The following is an 18653-nucleotide window of genomic DNA, read 5'->3' on the forward strand; positions in this document are numbered from 1 at the left end:
GGTCTGCTACGCGTATTCACTTGGTGAAATTCCGTATCGTTCGCTAAATATTTTAGAAAAATAGGGCAAACTCTCAAAGCCCACTTGATAAGCTATTTCTGAAACGGTTCCAGCCTTGGCCCTCAGCATATCAGCCGCTAGTTGGAGGCGATAATTTCGGACGTATTCGGTCACGGTTTGGTTGGTGAGTGCTTTCAATTTACGACGTAGCTGCACGGGCGTTAAGCTCATCTCCGCCGCAAACTGGTCAACGTCAAAGCTACTTTCGGTATAGTTTTTAGCTAAAACATCGGTTGCTTTTTGTAAAAATAAGTCATCCATCGACGCCGCTGGAACGACTTCGTCGGTAGCCTGAACTATCGGGGTCAGATGAGCGTACTTTTGTTGGAGCAATTGTTGTTTTTTGAGCAAATTCTGGAGTCGTACTTGCAGTTCTTCCGTATGAAACGGTTTCGACAGGTAATCGTCGGCACCTGTCTCAAGCCCTTCCAGTCGGTCGTTGAGCGTAGCTTTTGCGGTAAGCATTACGACAGGAATGTGATTGGTGCGAATGTCGGTTTTGAGGGCTTTACAAAAACCAAACCCATCGAGCCGTGGCATCATAACGTCACAAATAACGACATCAGGAATTAGTTCGGTAGCCATTTGTAGGCCGATTTGGCCGTCTTGTGCTTCTTCGATGCGATACGTGCTACTAAAAATACTTCGGATATAATGGCGCAAATCGGGGTTGTCTTCGACAATAAGTAGTAACGGTGCCTCGCTATTTTTATCGACAACAGGAGCTTCCGTAAGGCTTGATGCGCTAGACTCGAACGCCAGCCGTGAATCTGGTTTTTCAACAGTTGTTTGGCCAACGTGGACAAACTCACCCCAATGAGCAGCATCGCAGGGGAGAGTCACGACAAAAGTGGTTCCTTTTTCGGGCTTACTTGTCACGTCAATCGTCCCTTTGAGGGCTAAAACCAATTCTTTCACCAAGGCCAATCCAATACCCGTTCCTTCGTAGTGGCGTCGTTGGCTGTCATCAACTTGGTAAAAACGGTCAAAAATTCGGGGGAGTCGTTCGGCATCCATCCCAATTCCGTTGTCAGCCACTGTTAGCGTGAGAAGTGCGCCTTTCTCATGGTCATCTCCTTCGGGAGTAGTGTACTGTACATTCACTTTTACGCGCCCATTTTCATTGGTAAATTTAAAAGCGTTAGAAAGTAAGTTGGTGACGATTTTTTCCAGCTTATCTTCGTCAAAATAAGCAAGGCATTTTTGATGACTTTGCGTCCGTTCAAAAATAATTTGTTTGCTCTGCGCAAGCGATTCAAAGGACGCAAATTGGTAACGTAAAAAATGGGCTACGTCGCCATACTGAATGGTGGGTTCTAGTTTTCCGACTTCGAGTTTGGAAAGGTCAAGAAGTTGATTGATAAGGTTTTGGAGGCGAGATAGGTTTCGTTGCATGACAGGAATCATGCCTTCGGTGGGGTATTTTTTGCCTAGCTCTGCCAAAGGGCCAACGAGCAGGGTCAGCGGGGTGCGAAACTCGTGCGAGATATTGGTAAAAAAGCGCGTTTTGGTTTCGTCCAACGCCACCAATCGTTCGGCTTCTTTTTGCTCAAAAGACAAGCGCTGCATTAATTCCTCGCGTCGTGTTTTTTGGCGGTAATAAACAAAGTAGGCACCAAACAAAACGATGACAAGCACCAATGAAATGGCCAATACCCAAAAGCGCGAGTTTTGGGCTTGCTCATTTGCAAGTTCAGCCTGAAGTTTATTTTTTTCTACGTCAAACCGTACCGAAGCTTCCGAAGTAATGGCTTTAATTTCTTGTTCGTTGCTGACAATCAATTCTTCGTAATACCCTTTTCGGTGCAGAAAAGCGCTTTTGAAATCTCCAATCAGCGAATCGGCAATCATTCGGTTTTTGTATAATCCAGACAGCAAGGCGTGGTAATCTAGCGTATCAGGATCAGAGTTGAGAATTTTAACGGCTTTTTCAAAATTCTGAACTATTTCCCCTTTGTTGCCTTTGACCCCAGCTACTTGGCACAAATTACCATATACCTTGGCAATATCGCCCAACCCTTTGGGTTTGTAGCGCAAACGATAAACCAACTCTTGCTTAAAGTAGGGTTCTGATTGGGCGGGATTAGGGGAGGTATTGAGGATGATTTCGCCAATGTTACCGTTGATGGTGCCTATTTTTAAGCTATCTTTTTTTAGTCGGACTTGAGCAATCGCCAATTTGTTATACTTAATGGCTTGGTCGTATTGGTTTAAGTAGCCCAAACAGTTGGCATAGTTTTTATAAAAATCAATCCGATAATGGTCAATTGGGTCTTTGGCCAAATACTTTTCACCTTCTCTGAAATACTTAATAGCCGTCTTAAAATCAGAAACTTGGTTCATGTAATACGTTCCAAGGCGGTTGAGCTTGTGGTCTGCTAACAAGACATTGTCATAGCCTATTTTCCGAAAAAGCAGGTCCGCCGTAAGAAAATGATTGACGAGGGTGACAGAATTGGCGCGTTGGTTATAAAGGTACACACCCATTCTAAATTCAACATAAGCCCTGATTCGATCGGTTAAAAGGGTTTGGGGTAGTTTTGCTAATCCGTCCAGCAATTTTTTCAATTCTAAATACCTAGAGCTAGGCTTGGGTATTTTTTTAAAAGTAAAGTAGTTGAGTGTTAGGTAATTGAGAAAAAGGCGTAGCTGCTCGTCTTGCGATTGCTTGGCATACAGTTCAATCGCGTTCAAATCAGCAGCCATTGAAGTACTGTCAGGCTCTTCGCTCGCCCAAATAAAGTGCATTTCAAGACTGTCTAACCGAGCTAGGTCTTTTAACGTTAAGAACGAAGCTACCTTGGGGGTTTGAGCATTCAAAAGCGTAGCACTTGATGACCCCAAAAATAAGGCAACGAACAGGGTGATTGCTGCTAAACGTTTATTTTTAAAGGGAGAAAGAGTAGGCATTGGTCACAATTGAAGTTTTGGTATGGGTTTTTAACCAATACAACAAAATACGTCAATTGTAGATTTAGGAAAAAGCCTTTTGCTAAAAAAGATACCAAAAGAGGTTGAATGTATATTATAATAAAAAAGATGCTATTGATTTTAATGCGTTTAACCCTGATACCTAAAAGCAAATTTTTGCTGTTTTTGGGGCAAAAGGGCAAGTTAGGTTTGTCCTGCTGCAACAGGAATCATTAAATTAAAATTTGTACCTTGGCCTAAAACACTTTTCACGCCAAATGAGATTTGGTTTCTTTGAAGGAAGCGACCAATGAGAATCATGCCTAATCCACGGGGAGTATTTTGGCTTATTTCAGGATGGTGAAGGGTGTGAGTAAGTTGTTGAAGTTTTTCTGGAGACATTCCTTTTCCATCATCTTCGACAGACAATTCAACACAGTTGCTGGTCTCGTTATAGGCTGCTTTAATGAGAATTCGGCCATTTTTCTGTAGGTTCTTGGAGGCGTTATCTACTAAGTTACGAATGATTAAATCACACGCATTGGAATCCATATATACGGTCAAGTTGGTAGGACACTCTACGGTTATTTTGGCGTGTTTGTAAGAAGTGACTTGTTGATAGAGTTCGGTAATGGGAAGAATTTTTTTGAGCAGTACAAGTTGTTCGGGCAAGTGGGGCAATTCATGACGCTGACTCAATGCCCAACTCAGCAAGTTATCAAGCAGTACCCTGATGCGCAGGCCCATTTGATCAATGCCATCCGAGATTTTTTTTAATTCATCATAACGTTTGGTTTCAATATAGAATTTTATCACTTCTGCCATTTCTTGAAAGCTATTTAAGGGGCTGCGCAAATCATGAGCAATGATTCCGAAAAAATAATCGCGGGCTTGATGAAGCTGTAAAATTTCATCATACGCATTTTTAAGCTTAAAGTTGGCCTGTCGGAGCCGATATAGAAGAAATATGGTAACCAAGAGGGCGAGTGCAATTGCTGCTCCTAATCCTAAAAACAACTTATTTTGGGCCTCTACAAGTTTTTTTTCTTGTTCTAAAGCTTTGGTACGAGCCTCTTTTTTCTCAACTTCATATTTCACTACGGCGTTCTGAAGTTTTGTGTTCAAGGCCCTATTATTGTGTTTTTCGGCGTACGTGTAAATACTGTCAGCCCATATCGCGGCTTCTTTGTATTTATTTAGGCTTACTAAAGAAGCGTGTATGCCCATAGAAATATTATAACGCATTTGAAAAGTAAAGTCGCCTAAATCACGTGCTTTTTGCATAGACTTCTGGTAATACACTAGAGCTTCCTCATATTTCTTCAAATTTTCATTAAAAAGGGCAAGGTTATATAGCGTGATTAATGGAATGTTACTGCCGCGGTACAATTCATAGAGTTTATAAATCTCGAAAGTATATTTGTAACTTTCTTGAAATTGCTGTTTTGACTCATAAACGACAGCTAAAATATTCAGTAAGAAGGGTTTGTAGCATATATACTGGGGATGCTTTTTTATCAAGATAAGTCCTTTTTTGAGTTCGGTTATTAACTGTGCACTTTGAGTTGTGAGCCCTTCTCTTCCGATAAGTCTGGTAAAAACATAGCAATAAATAATCCTCAACTCAGGGTTTGAAGAGTTTTTACAAATGGTCATTGCTTCTTCTAGATGCTTACGCCCAAATTGTATTTTTTTAGGAGAGTTCACTTCTCTTTCAACTGCAATGGTTCCTAGACTTAGCAAAGAGGATACGATACCAGTGGTGTCGTTATGGCTTTTGTAGTATTCATATGCCAGCCTACTGTAGTTATAGGCATCTTCTATGCTATTTTGTGAAGCTTTTAGCTTGGCAAAAAAATAGAAGTAATGGCCCTTGGATTGTGAAAAGGTTTTTAATTCCCCTTTGATTTGATGAATGTAAGTCTCTAAATTGCTCTCATTTGTTTCCCATAAGTCAAGGCTTTTGCAAAGACTCAATAAGGTGGAAAGTTTTGCAGTGCCAGTTTTGTGGGAAAGGGTTTGGGCGAGGCTGTCAGTATTGGCAGTTAAAAAAACATTCCCAAGGGTAGGTACTTGCGCGCATAGGTTCAATGCCGCGGCAACGCAGGTGCCCCAGAGTAGAATAACTTTCATGGTGAGTAAAGGAAAGAGTTTTTCGGAAAATGATAGATTAGACTTGCTGTTTTTTGCAAGTTCAAAAAAAACAACCAACAACAAAAGATGACTTTTGTCATCTTTTGTCTTATCTCCCAAAAAGTACTTGTAGTTACAACCAAGAAGGTATTCATCGAAAGCTAGTTGGGCTCAGAACAACCCAACTAGCTTTATACACAATTTATTGACTTTTAGATCTTTCTAGGTATAAAAAGCGGAAGAAGTATTTACTGAGTCTCTAAAACTTACTTGATATTTTTTTGGGGTTGTTCCAAAGTATTTTTGAAACATTTTGTTGAATTTGATGGACGAGTTTACTCCATAGCCCACTAAACGAGCTACTTCAACTGCCTTATAACCAGATTTTAACAACGAAGATGCCTTGTCCATTCGTTTATCCATGTACATCTGGTAGAGCGTTTTTCCGTACAGCCGCTTAAAAACCAATTTTAGCTTCATGACACTAATACCCTGCTCTTTTGCAATCTCAACTTCCGTCGGGATGGGTTGGGAGAAATCGCTATGAAGGTATTTCTGTATCAATTCTCTACAGATTTGTAAATCATTGGGTTTGGCAGCGGGGTGAATGACGGGTATTTCTTCGGGTTCTTGTTTTTGGTCTTTAGCCACCGCTTGCTCTCGAAAAACCATTTTAACAGGGGTTGGAGTGTGCTGGGTCAAGCTTTGGGTGCTTGCCGTTGGCTGCAACATAAAGGGGATGCCTTGAAATACAAGGAACTCGGTCAGTTTGATTACGCTTTCTTGACCGATTCGAACTGAAAATCCTAACGTTTCCATACTCATCTGATTAAAATTTTAAAAGTAGGTTGAAATATTCTAAAAAACGACTTGAATAGTTTTATGTGACTATTGTCTTATCGTTCGTGTATATACATTCCCAATAATCAGGCTATTTTCATGGAAAACAATGTGTAAAGGGGATGTAATGCACATTATGTACACAATGCGTTTCTCCTATAATCACAATATCACCTTTAATTGCATTTCGTACCCGTTTGTGATAGTCTCTTGGTTGAACAGGTTGGTATAACCTTATAAGTATGTGTACATTTATGACATAAAATAAACTTACAATCAGTTATGAAAATATTAGTAATTGAAGACGACCTATTATGGCAATCAAAGCTTCAGATGATGCTTATTCAGTATCAAAATGACGTCATAATTAAACTAGCAGCCTCATTATCGGAAGGAAAAGAGATTTTGCTCAGTTGGAATCCTGATTTGGTGATTTCGGATGTAGTACTTCCTGATGGCTTTTCTTATGACATATTTAATATTGATAATAGAGCATATCCTATTATCTTTTTAACGGGTCATCCGAACAACGATTATTTAAAATCAATATTGACCCTACCCAAAACGATGTTCATCGTGAAGCCCTTTCATCAGCTAAGTTTACAGGCCATGGTTGAGCATCTGATGCCTCCTGCTCCATCGCAAGAAGGGTTGATGATTCCAGGTAAGTTTCGAAAAAAACTTTTTTTACCCTATGAAAAAACGATATACATAAAAGCTGACCGTAATTATGTTCATTTTCAGACCACTGAGCGCCGTTATAGTATAAAACGCTCTTTAAGGAATGTAATTCATGAGCTAGATGCGCGCTTTTTACAAGTGCATAAGGCTTTTGTCGTCAATGGCGATTTTGCCACTCGCCTCGATTTGTCAGCGCAGGAAGTAATCGTAAATGGGAATCCCATCCCCGTAGGACGGTCATTTCGGGAGAATCTTATTCGACTGTTTAGTCAGTAAGTATATCCAATGAACATACATAATAACTAGGCAAATGAGGTTTCTTTTCTATATCACACTATTTATTGGGCAGGTACATGGGGTTATGGCTCAGACGCTTACGTTTGCTGACGTAGCTCCTGTATCGAAAGTGGATAGTTTGGAAAAATGGACGACTGGCCATCAAAGTAAACGAATTGAGCGATTACAAAACCTACTTGTGCTCGAACGTACATACACTTGGGTGAATGCAAATAAACAGGGAAGGTTCTTCAAAGAAATTGAGCAGTTGATGGCTGCCTTTCCTGACCAATCGTTTGCCCAGCCGTCTTATAATTACCTCCAAGCCTACTTTTTTTACAAAAAGAGGCAAACATACCAAGCGTCAATTCATCTCAAAGAAGCCTTAACGCAATTTGAGCGCTTAGAAGATGCTTCTGGGATATTGCATTGTTATGCTTTGTATATCATTATGCAATCATCAAACTTTGGTGATGCCGCCACAAAAAGCAGCCTATTACAGAAGGAGTACATTGCCCATATTGAGAAAATTTTAAAAGAATACTACAATATTCATGATTTTGTACAGGCCCAAATAGCTTTCCTGACGCTGGGTTATTCTGACATTGTAAAAAAAAACTCCTTAATGCCGCTAGGGAGAAATGGAGTGAAGGAAGGATTGTATGTGGTTGAGGGGCAAAGGCTAGAGGTAATGGCAAAAGAGGCAATCGCCTTGGCAAGGCGAGATGCTACGGTGGGTTATTCGTTGGATGATTTTCGGACGTTTCTTGCCATTACTTATTATGTTCAAAACAGAATGTTGGATTCATTTAAGCTCAATAAAGAAATTCTCCATGCTATCTCCGAGCAACAGAGCCGCGAAAAAGCAACGGCTTACCTGAACTTATCTAATGATTGTAGGTCGTTAGAGAAAATAGAGGAAGGAAAAGAATATGTACTAAAAGGGCTAGCTGTTTTGGATAAATATGAAAAAGAAAATAATGTGTTACGCTGGGGATTGTACAACAACTTGCAATGGTTTGAGGCTAAAAAGGGCAATTATAAGCAGGCCCTAGAATTTGAATATAAAATGTTTGAACATTATAGAAAGCGCATTGAGGAAGAAAAAAGTGACAAAATGCTGGATGTTCAAGCGCAGTACGAATTTGAGCGAAAACAAGAGCAAATTAAACACTTAGAAGAGGCTGAAAGACGAAATTTTATTCTTCTAATGGTTGCAGAATTAGTTGTTATTGGGATAGGTGTTTTAGGATATAAATTATACAGTGCTAACCAAAAGATTCAACGTTATTTTAGCGCAAGAGAACGGTTTTTTGGGATAATTGCCCACGATTTACGCAGGCCCATGCACGCCTTTCATGGAATAGGGGACTTGATAAGTTTTCATCTTAAAAGGAAAGAATACGAAGCTATTGAAAAATTTTCTAAGTCCTTGGATGAGTCTGGAATAGCCATTCAAAAAATGCTTGATAATTTGTTGAGTTGGGTTTTATCCCAGCGCAATGAATTACCCTATAACCCTACATTGTTTCAACTTTCATTGGCAATCAATGCTGTGGTAGATTTGTACCAAAAAGTAGGTATTGTGAAAGGTGTTTCATTCGAAATTGACTGTGCGGAAGATATTTTGGTATATGCCGATTACAATGCGGTAGAATTAATCGTACGGAATTTGGTCGATAATTCGTACAAAGCGCTCAGTGAGCGTGGAAAAGTAAGGATATTGGCCCAAAATACTAGCCCTAACCGCGTAGAGATACAAATCATAGATAACGGAAAGGGAATGTTGGCGACTAAATTAGAAATGATTCAAAAAGTATTTCGTAAGCCAGAACGTGCGGTGGTGGGTGCAGAAGGTATGGGCATGGGCATGATCATGATTGGGCGATTTATTCAGAAGAACAAAGGAACTATTTGGGTAGAGAGTTCAGAAATAAACGGTACTACTTTTACACTAGTATTGCCAAGAAAAAAGCGCTAATATTTTCTTACTTAATATAATGGTTATTTATAAGCACTCAGATAATATGAGTGCTTATTTTTTTGAAAAAAAAATTTATAATAAAAATAACTCATCGTGGCATAAAATTTGTTAGAATTATTTTATTGAACTAAAATAATGTTTATATGTAAAATATTGTTTTCGTGTCCTTTGCCTGTATTTCGTAACCTTAATAAATTCGATAATAAATACTTAGCATAAAGATTGCGTCAAATCGATAGTAATAATAATGATTTGGCATTTCATGAAAGTATTACCAAATGCATATAGAAGAATAAAAAAGTACAGGTCTAGAAATAGCCAACAGTTTTATGTATTTTTTTATTTGCCGTTAGTTACTGCATTAATAAGTTGCAGTACCGATGCTCGTAGAGCAACATCTTCCTCTAAGCTTCCTATATTTCGCGAAGCCCTTGGTAAAAGCCACCCGCCCATTAACACCCGCAGCATTGAGGCTCAGAAGTGGTTTGATCAGGGGCTGAACCTGCTGCATGATTTTTGGCACATCGAAGCGTATCGTGCTTTTCGTCAGGTGATTCGTTTGGATTCGACCTGCGCCATGGGTTATTGGGGCGTGTTTGAGAAAGCCCTCGCCAGCGCGCAGCAGTATGCCAACCTCACCCTCAGCCAACAGGCTCCGATTGACGGGCTCGTCGTTAATGCTTCTCTACGAGGGGCGCATCCTGCTGGCGTTGGTATATATGTGTTTTCGGGAGTAGAGCAACGAGTTTAAGAACATCAACGAGACCTACGATATACTGAGCATGGCACGCTACGAATTGGCGGGCTGGATCGACAACCTCGACGCCGCTCAGCCTTTTAATGACATGGCGTGGAAAGCGGCCCTCGACCTGGAAGGGGCCATTGCCTACGACGAGCCGCCGCGATTGATGGCTCCTATTGGCGAGAGCTTGGGGCGGCTGCACCTGCGTCGTGGCGACTCGCCCGAAGCGCGCAAAGCCTTTTTGTTGGCGTTGGTCAAACGCCCACATAGTCCTTTTATCAAAACCTTAATTAACTAAATATACTACCAAAATGAATCCAATTATACAAACAATGCTCAATTGGAGGAGACTGTTGCTATTGATAGGCAGTAGTCTATTAGGAGGTTTATATACTTCAGCAATAGCTCAGACCTGCCCCTCGGGCTGGACTTCAGTGGCGAGTGGGACAGTCTACCCGGATACGGCTACAGGAACGATTTATGCCGGTTCCTTATCTAATATTGCATTTGGGGGAATGGCCGAAGGACAAGGCGTGCAACTTTTTACGGGTAATGCTGTAGTCGTCAAGTTTAATCAAGTATTGACAACAAGTGGTTCCCTTAAAATAGTCGCCAAACAGCTACTCTCTACACTTTATCCAGGAACACTGTCAGTTTCATTTTCTTCTGATGGAGTAACATATAGTAGTGCACAAACAATCAATACTATTACTACTTCGCAATCGTATTCTGTCACTGTACCCTCTGCATTCCAATATGTAAAGTTGGCTACTTTGTCAAACTCTTGGGTAGGAGTAGATGATGTACATTATCAAGGCCCGTATTGTCAGATAGATAGCTACTCCAATTGTGCAGCCGGGCAGGTATTGAGATGGCAGAATTTTAATCCGGTATCAGCTAAAGGTACAGTATGGGTAGTATCGGGTAATGTGCTCCAAGGGGCTGACGGTATAAGTGCGGATCTTACGGCTACGGAACAAGGTGTACTTGTTAAATTTCAGAAAACATTGGCGGTTGGAGATAGCATTATAATAGAGGGAGGACAATATACATCGGTCAGGCCGGGAAATTTCACAGTTTACACCTCTATGGACGGAGGTAATTATACACCATTGCAAACAACTGCTTTTACGGTCGTTACACCGAAATTCCAAAAACTTAAATTTTTGGCAACGCAAGAGTTTCAATATGTCAAAATCATGCCTTCGGGTACGGGGCAAGTAAGCATCGATGCTATACACGCATATGGGCAGGGTTGTGTAACCCAAGAGACGGGGTCTTGTTCTCTACAGTATAAAGAGATTCCTGCGGTTGCAGTAGTTGACGGAAATAAATGGGGCAATGAATTGGATGATGTCCTCTACAAGGATGGATTTTCTACTTTATTTTATACTTCGGCCAACTGGGTAACAGTAGATTTTGGCGTGTCATCACCGTTAGGGACTACTGGAGAGGTGTTTGTATTAGCAGCCGGAGCTGGTACATCAACACCAGGAAATTTCTATGTCGAGACTTCTAATGATAATGTTACATGGACCAAGGTTGGTGAGACAGTAGTAGTAGCCTCCAGTGGGAATAATTTGCAAACATATCGGTTTTTTGCGCCTTCTTCCTTTAGATATGTCAAGGTCACAGCTATCGGATCTTTAGCAGTAGAATACATATCAGCTGCTATGTTTCAGTGTGTACAGTGCTCGGGGGTAACAGGAACTGTTACTACGGTACAAACTACCTGTGGGAATACGGGTGCAGCCAATTCAGACGCCAAGCTGGTTTTAAGTACGTATTCATCTGGGGTTATAAAAGTAGGTTATTCAGCCGGCAGCAGTTATACAGGGCCTGATTATTCAGCAGCTATGGCAGTTACTGCCGCCCCTATGACCTTGGTCAACAATTTAGCCAACCCTGTAGCTGGTCAGCCTTATACGGTCAGGATATTTAAGGATGCTTCCTGTTATAAAGATTATATGGTTACCTTAATTTCTAAAAAGTGCTTAACATCCGATTTGAGTCTGACGGCCAATTCTGTTACAGCGAGTGGTAACAAAGGAGAACAGGTTAATTATACATTTACTCTGACAAACGCCGGACCGGATGTAGCGACAGGGGTAAAGGCTCGTCTTCCTGTGCCGATGAATACCAAATTTTTATCTGCTGTACCGACGATAGGTACATATAATTCCGGAACGTCTATTTGGGATGTAGGAACCGTAGCAGTTGGAAGCCAAACAATTACCTTAACCTTACAAGTAAAATAACTAAACTATCATTCCAAACATGTTACGACGATGAAATTAATATTTAGAAAATCTGTAGTGGCTGGAAAAATACCATGGATAGTGGGTTTGAACTGGTTACTTATGTTTTTGCTGATAGACTCCTCCTGCGTATATGGGCAGCAAGCATGTAATACACCTTCAATATTAATTGGGTGGGATATGAATACCCCGGAGCAAAAAAAAGCAGTATGCTCCGGCAGTAAGATTTCGGGTTGGTCAGTAGTTGCATTTCGGGGAGAAACGTATAAGTATTGCCCTGATATTAATAATGGATGTGGAAATGCGCTGTTAGGAACAAAGGGGCATGCCAATACAAATAACTTTGCAGGTGCTATATGCCTATTGAATTTTTATGTGGAAAATATTTTTAACGGTTTTGTCATAGGCGGTGTCCAATGGGACGGCAATAGAACTACTTGGGAACCACTTGATCCTGCAAACCTGTATATCGACTACACGATTCCTAAAGGTAAAAAAGCTTGCTTAGAACATTTTGAATTACAACTTGTACAAACTAATTCTTCTAAAGTTCAGTTTGAAAAACAGGGGGTAGCGGTTTATAAAAATGGAGTTCAAATATTTTCTGATACCAAGGTAATACAGCGTAGCAACATTAATGGTCCGCCGATAACCTTTGGGTTTTCAGGAGATGCTTTCTGTACTGATGGAAGTGAGGATGTGACTTATCGCATCTACTTTGGGCTTGTACATCGTATATATACGGCTTCATATAACGAAGGAACAGGAGTTGGCTACGATAATATTTTTCTATATGGTACTTGTGGCGCACCCGTAGTGACTGCTCAGGCAACCCCAGCCACCTGTAGTCCAAGTGGACCGAATATAGATGGAAAAATTACACTTTCGGGGTTCAATTCAACGAATAAGTTTGATTATACCGCTGGAAGTACATATACCGGATCGGCAACCTATGCAACCGCAATAGCCATTCCTGCAAATGGAATAATTGTAAGCAATCTTCCGGATCCGGGTACGTCCAAAACGTACACAGTTCGCGTGTTTGATGTATCGGGATGTGATGTAGATATACCCGTTACTTTAAATCCAGCACCTTGTACTCCAAATTGTACCCCACCAAGTGGTTTTACTGTTGCAGTTACATCAGCAACCTGTTTTAATACGACTCCCAATAATAATGCATCTATTACAGTAAGTGGGATTATAGGGGGAGATAAAGTAGGAATTTCAACGGGAATGTCTTATACCGGCACATCATATGCGCTCTCAACATCGTTGACAAATGGGACTTACACATTTACCGGGCTTACGAACCCTATTGGTAGCCAAACTTATACAATACGAATATTTAACGGAGGTGATAATTGCTATATAGACAAAACAGTTTTAATCGAGGAAAACACCTGTACTCCATGTAAAAATGCAGTAGGTGAGATTATTGCGTCAGATTCAGCTGACCCGGATTCAAATCCAAATAATAATATAGTTGGAGAGGATGATCAGGTAGTATATCAGACTTGTACTAATCCCCAATATATTGATTTGAAACTAACAAAAACAGTAACCCCTAAAACAGGGACTCTCTGTCCTATAAACACTGCTTTTACGTGGACTGTGGAAGTATCTAATGTTGGTACAATGCCCGCTTCTAACATTCAGATAGGAGATGTATTTTCAGAAAATGAACTATTGCTGCTTTCAGTATCAGCTACTAAAGGAAACTTCTCTTCGACAGCAGGTTGGTTAATAGATACTTTAAAAGCAGGACAAAAGGCAACATTAACTTTAGTAACTAAAGCGCTGAAAGTTGGACAGATTAGAAACTGTGCGGAGATTATGACAGCCTTTCCTTTAAATGACCTTAATAGTACGCCGGGGAATGGTATTACGACAGAAGATGATTATGCATGTGATGAAATTACGGTAACCTCTACAAATGGAATTGAAAATCTGCCCACATTAGCCAAGGAGTTCAGTCCCAATATGGCCCCTCCGGGTACACCGATACGATTGACGTTAAAGTTATACAATAACGGAAATACTCCCATTACGCTAACCGCTAATTTGGTAGATACGTTGACTAAAAGCCCGGCTCAAATGGTAATTGCTCCTAATCCAAATATCAATACAACGAATGGAGTAGGTGTAATAGGTATAGCAGGAGGGGCTTCGTTTTTTATTCCTGCCGGAACTGTTTTACCGCCGGGTTTAACACAAATTTCATTGGATGTAGTTGCACCTACGATGGGGATTTTTTGTAACACTTTAGCTGCTGGTGCACTCAAAACAACCTCATGTGAAAATTTAACAGGAGCAACAGCCTGCGTTTCTATTGACACATCATTCGTTGCTCCACCTTTATTAAGTAAGTCATTTTCTACACCTACTCTTGAGGTGAATCAAGTAGGGATCTTGACTATTAAAGTAGAAAACCGTAACATAACTAATTTTACGCTAACTCAGAATTTTTCAGATTATTTACCTTTGGGATTGGTTGTGGCAGGAACACCAACAGGTAGTTGCGGAACAGTTAGTGCAACTATTGGAGGGGATGTAATTACATTGGTATCTGGATCAGTTATTCCCCCAGGAATTTGCACTATTACAGCTCCTGTTAAGAGTGCTACAGTAGGGAAATATTGCAATGTATTGGTTATGAATGCGCTGATAGGACAGGTAAATGGGGTTCCTATAGGCAATAGAGATATCGCCGAAGCCTGCGTGGAAGTTGTCAACACGCCGATTTTCGATTTGGCCTTAACCAAAAAAGTTGCTTTAGGTCGCACAGCAGTCTTAGTAGGTGATACAGTCACGCACAACATCGAGGTTGTTAACCAAGGCACGGTGGCGGCCACCAATATACAGGTGACGGATTATATTCCTTCCTCTATGAGCTTAGTAGCCGATGCCAACTGGACGCTCTCGGGAACTAATGCTGTACTGAGCACCCCGATTGCAACCCTAGCAGCGGGTGAGTCTAAGATTATTCCCATTAAACTGAAAATAGTATCTGGGGCAGTGGGTGATACCCTTGTAAACCGTGCCGAAATCAGCAGCGCTACTGGCGGTACTGACAAAGACAGCACCCCTGACAATAACCCGACCAACGACGCGGGCGGTCGCTACAACAGCCCCAGTGATGATTCGGTCAACGGCAACGGCACGGGCAGTCCGGGCGACCGCAGCGGTCTGACCGACGAAGACGACGAAGACCCAGATTATGTGGTGGTGGTTCAATGCGTCAACAGCAATTTGGCCGCCGGGGTAATCCTTTCTCCCAAGGCGATTCGGAGCCAAAACGACGTGGTACAAATCACCTTCGGGGTGACCAATCCGGGCGGGGTTCCTTTGAGCAATCTCACCTTTGTAGGTCAGGTCAAATCCTTCAATCGGCCTAATTTCACGCCGGTAACACTGACACTGACCAAACAGGGGGATCTCAACAACGATGGAGTGATGGATCCCAACGAGTCGTGGCTTTATACGGGTAGTTTCAGCAGCACCTACACGCCAGGGACAGTGTTTGTGGTGACTGGAGAGGCGACAGCTTCGTGCGGTAGTGCGACGATTAAAGCCGCCACGGCGGATCTAATCTACACTGTAGGCGTCAATATGGACGTAGTGAAGGGAGCCTGTGCGCAGCCTGGTGGTATGCTGAGCGTGGATTTGGTGACGCGTCTTCTGATTGACGAAGACCTAGCTGTGAACCCTGGTTCGATTACTGTAGCGGGTATCAACATCCCCTTGCCCAAACGCCGCTTTGAAGGCCGTGACTTGAAGATCATGGTTCAGGGCGTGAACAACAACCAACCCTTCGATCCCTTCAATCCACCTGCGGGCGTCAACATCACTCGTTTTGTAGATCAAAGCTCGGACGGTGGGCGCAATACGAACAATATTTTGGATGAATCCGACGCGGTCAATACCTTTCGTGCGCCTTGTACGGCCTTAGGTCAGGATGATGTGGGTTGTGATTTTCCCGATTGGGTGTTTCGGGTTCAAATACCGATTCCAGCCAATTACAGTGGAAGCACGTTTACGGTAAGTGCCTCGGATGATTTTAAGCTCTTTCAATCGGTAGAAGACATCACGAATCGCGGCACATTCAAGCCTTTTGAAGACATCACACCGACGAGCGGCGCGGGTGGCAGCGACAGCGAGACGGTGTCGGTGTGTAGTTCAACAGCGACGACGGATTTACGTTTGACGACGCAGGTGAATAAGAATGTGGTATCGTTGGGAGAAGAGATAGAATATACCGTAAAAGTATGGAATGAGTCAGCAGTACCTGCGACGGGGGTAGAAGTAGCCGATAGCCTGCTGACTGGACTTCAATACGTAAGCAGCAGTGCCACAAGGGGGAGCTATGTTCCAAGTATTAGTCGTTGGGTGATTGGTACCATTGGCGTCCAGGGGGACACGGTGAAGTTGACGATTCGGGTAAAGGTACTCTCGCAGGGAGTATGGTTTAACACAGCTGAGATTGTGAAACTCAACGAGCGGGACGTGGATTCGACTCCTGGGAATAGCAAGAATGGAGAAGATGACCAAAACCAATTATGTATAACGGTACCTATTCAATTGTGCGTTTCGGAAAAACTAGAGGCGAGTGTGCCGAGTACGTACACGGGTGTAAAATGGTTTAAGAATGGCCAACAGATTGCGAGTGGGAACGTAGTATTATTGAGTGAGGCGGGGGTTTATACCTATACAGCACAAAACAATAGTTGCCCAGCAGGAGGTTGTTGCCCTCTAATCATAGAGGCAGGCGGTAATTGTTGTCCTACGCAGACATGTGTTCCATATGTAGTGAGGAAATTAAAGAAATAACATATCTTAAAAACTAGTATTTACACCCCGTTGGCATTGCTGATGGGGTGTTTTTTCTTGTATAAGTACTGGCCTGAAAAATTAACACAGCCGTGGCACAAAATTTGGTAAAGCGTATTTTATGGCTAGATAAATAGTGTTTTATGTTGGAAATATTTTTTGTACCCTTTACCTGTATTTCGTAACCTTAATAAACTCGATAATAAATACTTAGCATAAAGATTGCGTCAAATCAACTGTAATAATAATGATTTGGCATTTCATGAAAGTATTACCAAACACATATAGAAGAATAAAAAAGTACAAGTCTAGAAATAGTCAACAGTTTTTTGTGTTTTTTTATTTGCCGTTAGTTGCTGCATTAATAAGTTGCAGTACCGATGCTCGTAGAGCAACATCTTCCTCCAAGCTTCCGCCGTTGTGTGGGCAAGGGAGTATGATAAACGTTACGACATTAAGTTTAGATACTTTACCCCCACCTATATTTCGCGAAGCCCTTGGTAAAAGCCACCTGCCCATTAGTACCCGCAGCATTGAGGCTCAGAAGTGGTTTGATCAAGGGCTAAACCTACTGCATGATTTTTGGCACATCGAAGCGTATCGTGCTTTTCGTCAGGTGATTCGTTTGGATTCGACCTGCGCCATGGGTTATTGGGGCGTAGCCATGTGTCAACCTGGTTTTGGTGGCGACGATAACAGCGTGTGGCAAAAGGCTATTGCTCAAGCCAAAGCCCGACAGCATGGAGCTACCGACCTTGAGAAAAAACTGATTAGTGCTACGGAAGTTCTCATTTTGCAGGGCATTCATGGGGCTGTTTCCGCCTTTCGGGCGTTGGCGACTCGCTTTCCCAACGAGCCCGAAGTGTTGGCTTTCGCTGCTATCGTTTTGCGGCAAAACGTCCGCACAGATGATGGTTGGAAAAGTAGTGACGAAGTGAAAACTTTTTTGGAGCGTAGTTTGGCGCGATTTCCGCAGCATACGGGCTTGCAACATTACTATGTACACGTGATGGAGGTACGGCCCGATTTCAATTCTGTAGCTGCTTTGGCCGAGCGGATGCCCGCCACGGCTCCTGGTGCTTCGCACATTACCCATATGCCAGGGCATATCTATTTTTTGCAGGGGCAGTATGCCAAGGCCGTGGCCGTGTTTGAAAAAGCCCGCCAACAGGAATTGGCGTACCACAAAACGGAAAAGGTTCCCTACGCTGCTGATCAGAACTATATGCACAACCTCCACTACCTGACGGTAGCCTACAGTGAGCTGGGTCAAAAGGAGAAAGCCCTCGTCAGCGCGCAGCAGTATGCCAACCTCACCCTCAGCCAACAGGCTCCGATTGACGGCTCGGCGTTGATGCTTCTCTACGAGGGTCGAATTTTACCAGCCATGGTATATATGCGTTTTCGTGAGTTTGGCAAGGCCAAGGAGAAAATTAGTTTTTGGCTTAATAGTCTTGATGTACCGCTGACCAATCCATTGGTGCGTCTATACCTACAGGGAATGCAAGCTTATTGCCAGGGTATGGAGGCCGTAGAACGTGGCGATGTTGCTCAATCCATGGCGCAAGGAGGACAATTAACTCAAATTATGCAGGTTTTTGAGCAGGAGGGCATCAAGCGTCAACAGACTGGCGAGTTTAAGAATATCAACGAGACTTACGATATATTAAGCATGGCTCGCTATGAGTTGGCGGGTTGGATCGACAACCTCGATGGGGCTGAACCTTTCAATGAAATGGCTTGGAAGGCCGCTCTGGATCTGGAAGGGGCGATTTCCTACGACGAGCCGCCGCGATTGATGGCTCCTATTGGCGAGAGCTTGGGGCGTCTGCACCTGCGTCGTGGCGACCCACCCGAAGCGCGCAAAGCCTTTTTGTTGGCGTTGGTCAAACGCCCACATAGTCCTTTTATCAAAACCTTAATTAACTAAATATACTAT

At 42.4% G+C, this 18653-nt stretch carries 10 protein-coding genes; 7 read left to right on the forward strand and 3 right to left on the reverse strand.

From position 1 onward, the window contains the following. Window positions 1-6 precede the first annotated feature (6 nt). The 3 genes from AC23N5_RS20605 to AC23N5_RS20615 all read right to left on the reverse strand — a co-directional run bounded on the left by AC23N5_RS20605 (window position 7) and on the right by AC23N5_RS20615 (window position 5922). Window positions 7-2970, reverse strand: coding sequence for a hybrid sensor histidine kinase/response regulator transcription factor (locus tag AC23N5_RS20605; protein WP_487757059.1), 2964 nt, complete (start codon window positions 2968-2970; stop codon window positions 7-9). Between the two features lie 204 nt (window positions 2971-3174). After that, window positions 3175-5223 carry a sensor histidine kinase gene (locus AC23N5_RS20610; protein WP_487757060.1) on the reverse strand — a complete coding sequence of 683 codons (2049 nt, stop codon included), beginning with the start codon at window positions 5221-5223 and terminating at the stop codon, window positions 3175-3177. Between the two features lie 102 nt (window positions 5224-5325). Beyond that, entirely contained in the window at window positions 5326-5922 is a 597-nt protein-coding gene (locus tag AC23N5_RS20615; protein WP_487757061.1) for a helix-turn-helix domain-containing protein, read from the reverse strand. Window positions 5923-6225: 303 nt separating this feature from the next. On the opposite strand from AC23N5_RS20615, the gene AC23N5_RS20620 reads away from it, so the two are divergent. From AC23N5_RS20620 to AC23N5_RS20650, 7 genes are all read left to right on the forward strand, one after another. After that, entirely contained in the window at window positions 6226-6900 is a 675-nt protein-coding gene (locus AC23N5_RS20620; protein WP_487757062.1) for a LytR/AlgR family response regulator transcription factor, read from the forward strand. 34 nt (window positions 6901-6934) lie between these two features. Continuing rightward, complete coding sequence (locus tag AC23N5_RS20625) at window positions 6935-8881, forward strand: sensor histidine kinase (RefSeq protein ID WP_487757063.1); 1947 nt, start codon at window positions 6935-6937, stop codon at window positions 8879-8881. A 346-nt stretch (window positions 8882-9227) separates the two neighbouring features. After that, window positions 9228-9635, forward strand: a complete 408-nt coding sequence (locus AC23N5_RS20630; RefSeq protein ID WP_487757064.1) for a hypothetical protein — start codon at window positions 9228-9230, stop codon at window positions 9633-9635. 46 nt (window positions 9636-9681) lie between these two features. Further along, window positions 9682-9924, forward strand: coding sequence for a hypothetical protein (locus AC23N5_RS20635; protein ID WP_487757065.1), 243 nt, complete (start codon window positions 9682-9684; stop codon window positions 9922-9924). A gap of 13 nt (window positions 9925-9937) precedes the next feature. Next, window positions 9938-11884: a discoidin domain-containing protein gene (locus AC23N5_RS20640; RefSeq protein ID WP_487757066.1), complete on the forward strand. Its 1947-nt coding sequence runs from the start codon at window positions 9938-9940 to the stop codon at window positions 11882-11884. 1236 nt (window positions 11885-13120) lie between these two features. Beyond that, a complete protein-coding gene (locus tag AC23N5_RS20645) occupies window positions 13121-16714 on the forward strand; it encodes a DUF11 domain-containing protein (protein WP_487757070.1) in 3594 nt (1197 codons plus the stop codon). 436 nt (window positions 16715-17150) lie between these two features. Then, window positions 17151-18644, forward strand: a complete 1494-nt coding sequence (locus tag AC23N5_RS20650) for a hypothetical protein (RefSeq protein ID WP_487757067.1) — start codon at window positions 17151-17153, stop codon at window positions 18642-18644. The last annotated feature ends 9 nt before the right edge of the window (window positions 18645-18653 follow it).

It is taken from the genome of Runella sp. R5_40, assembly GCF_057652295.1.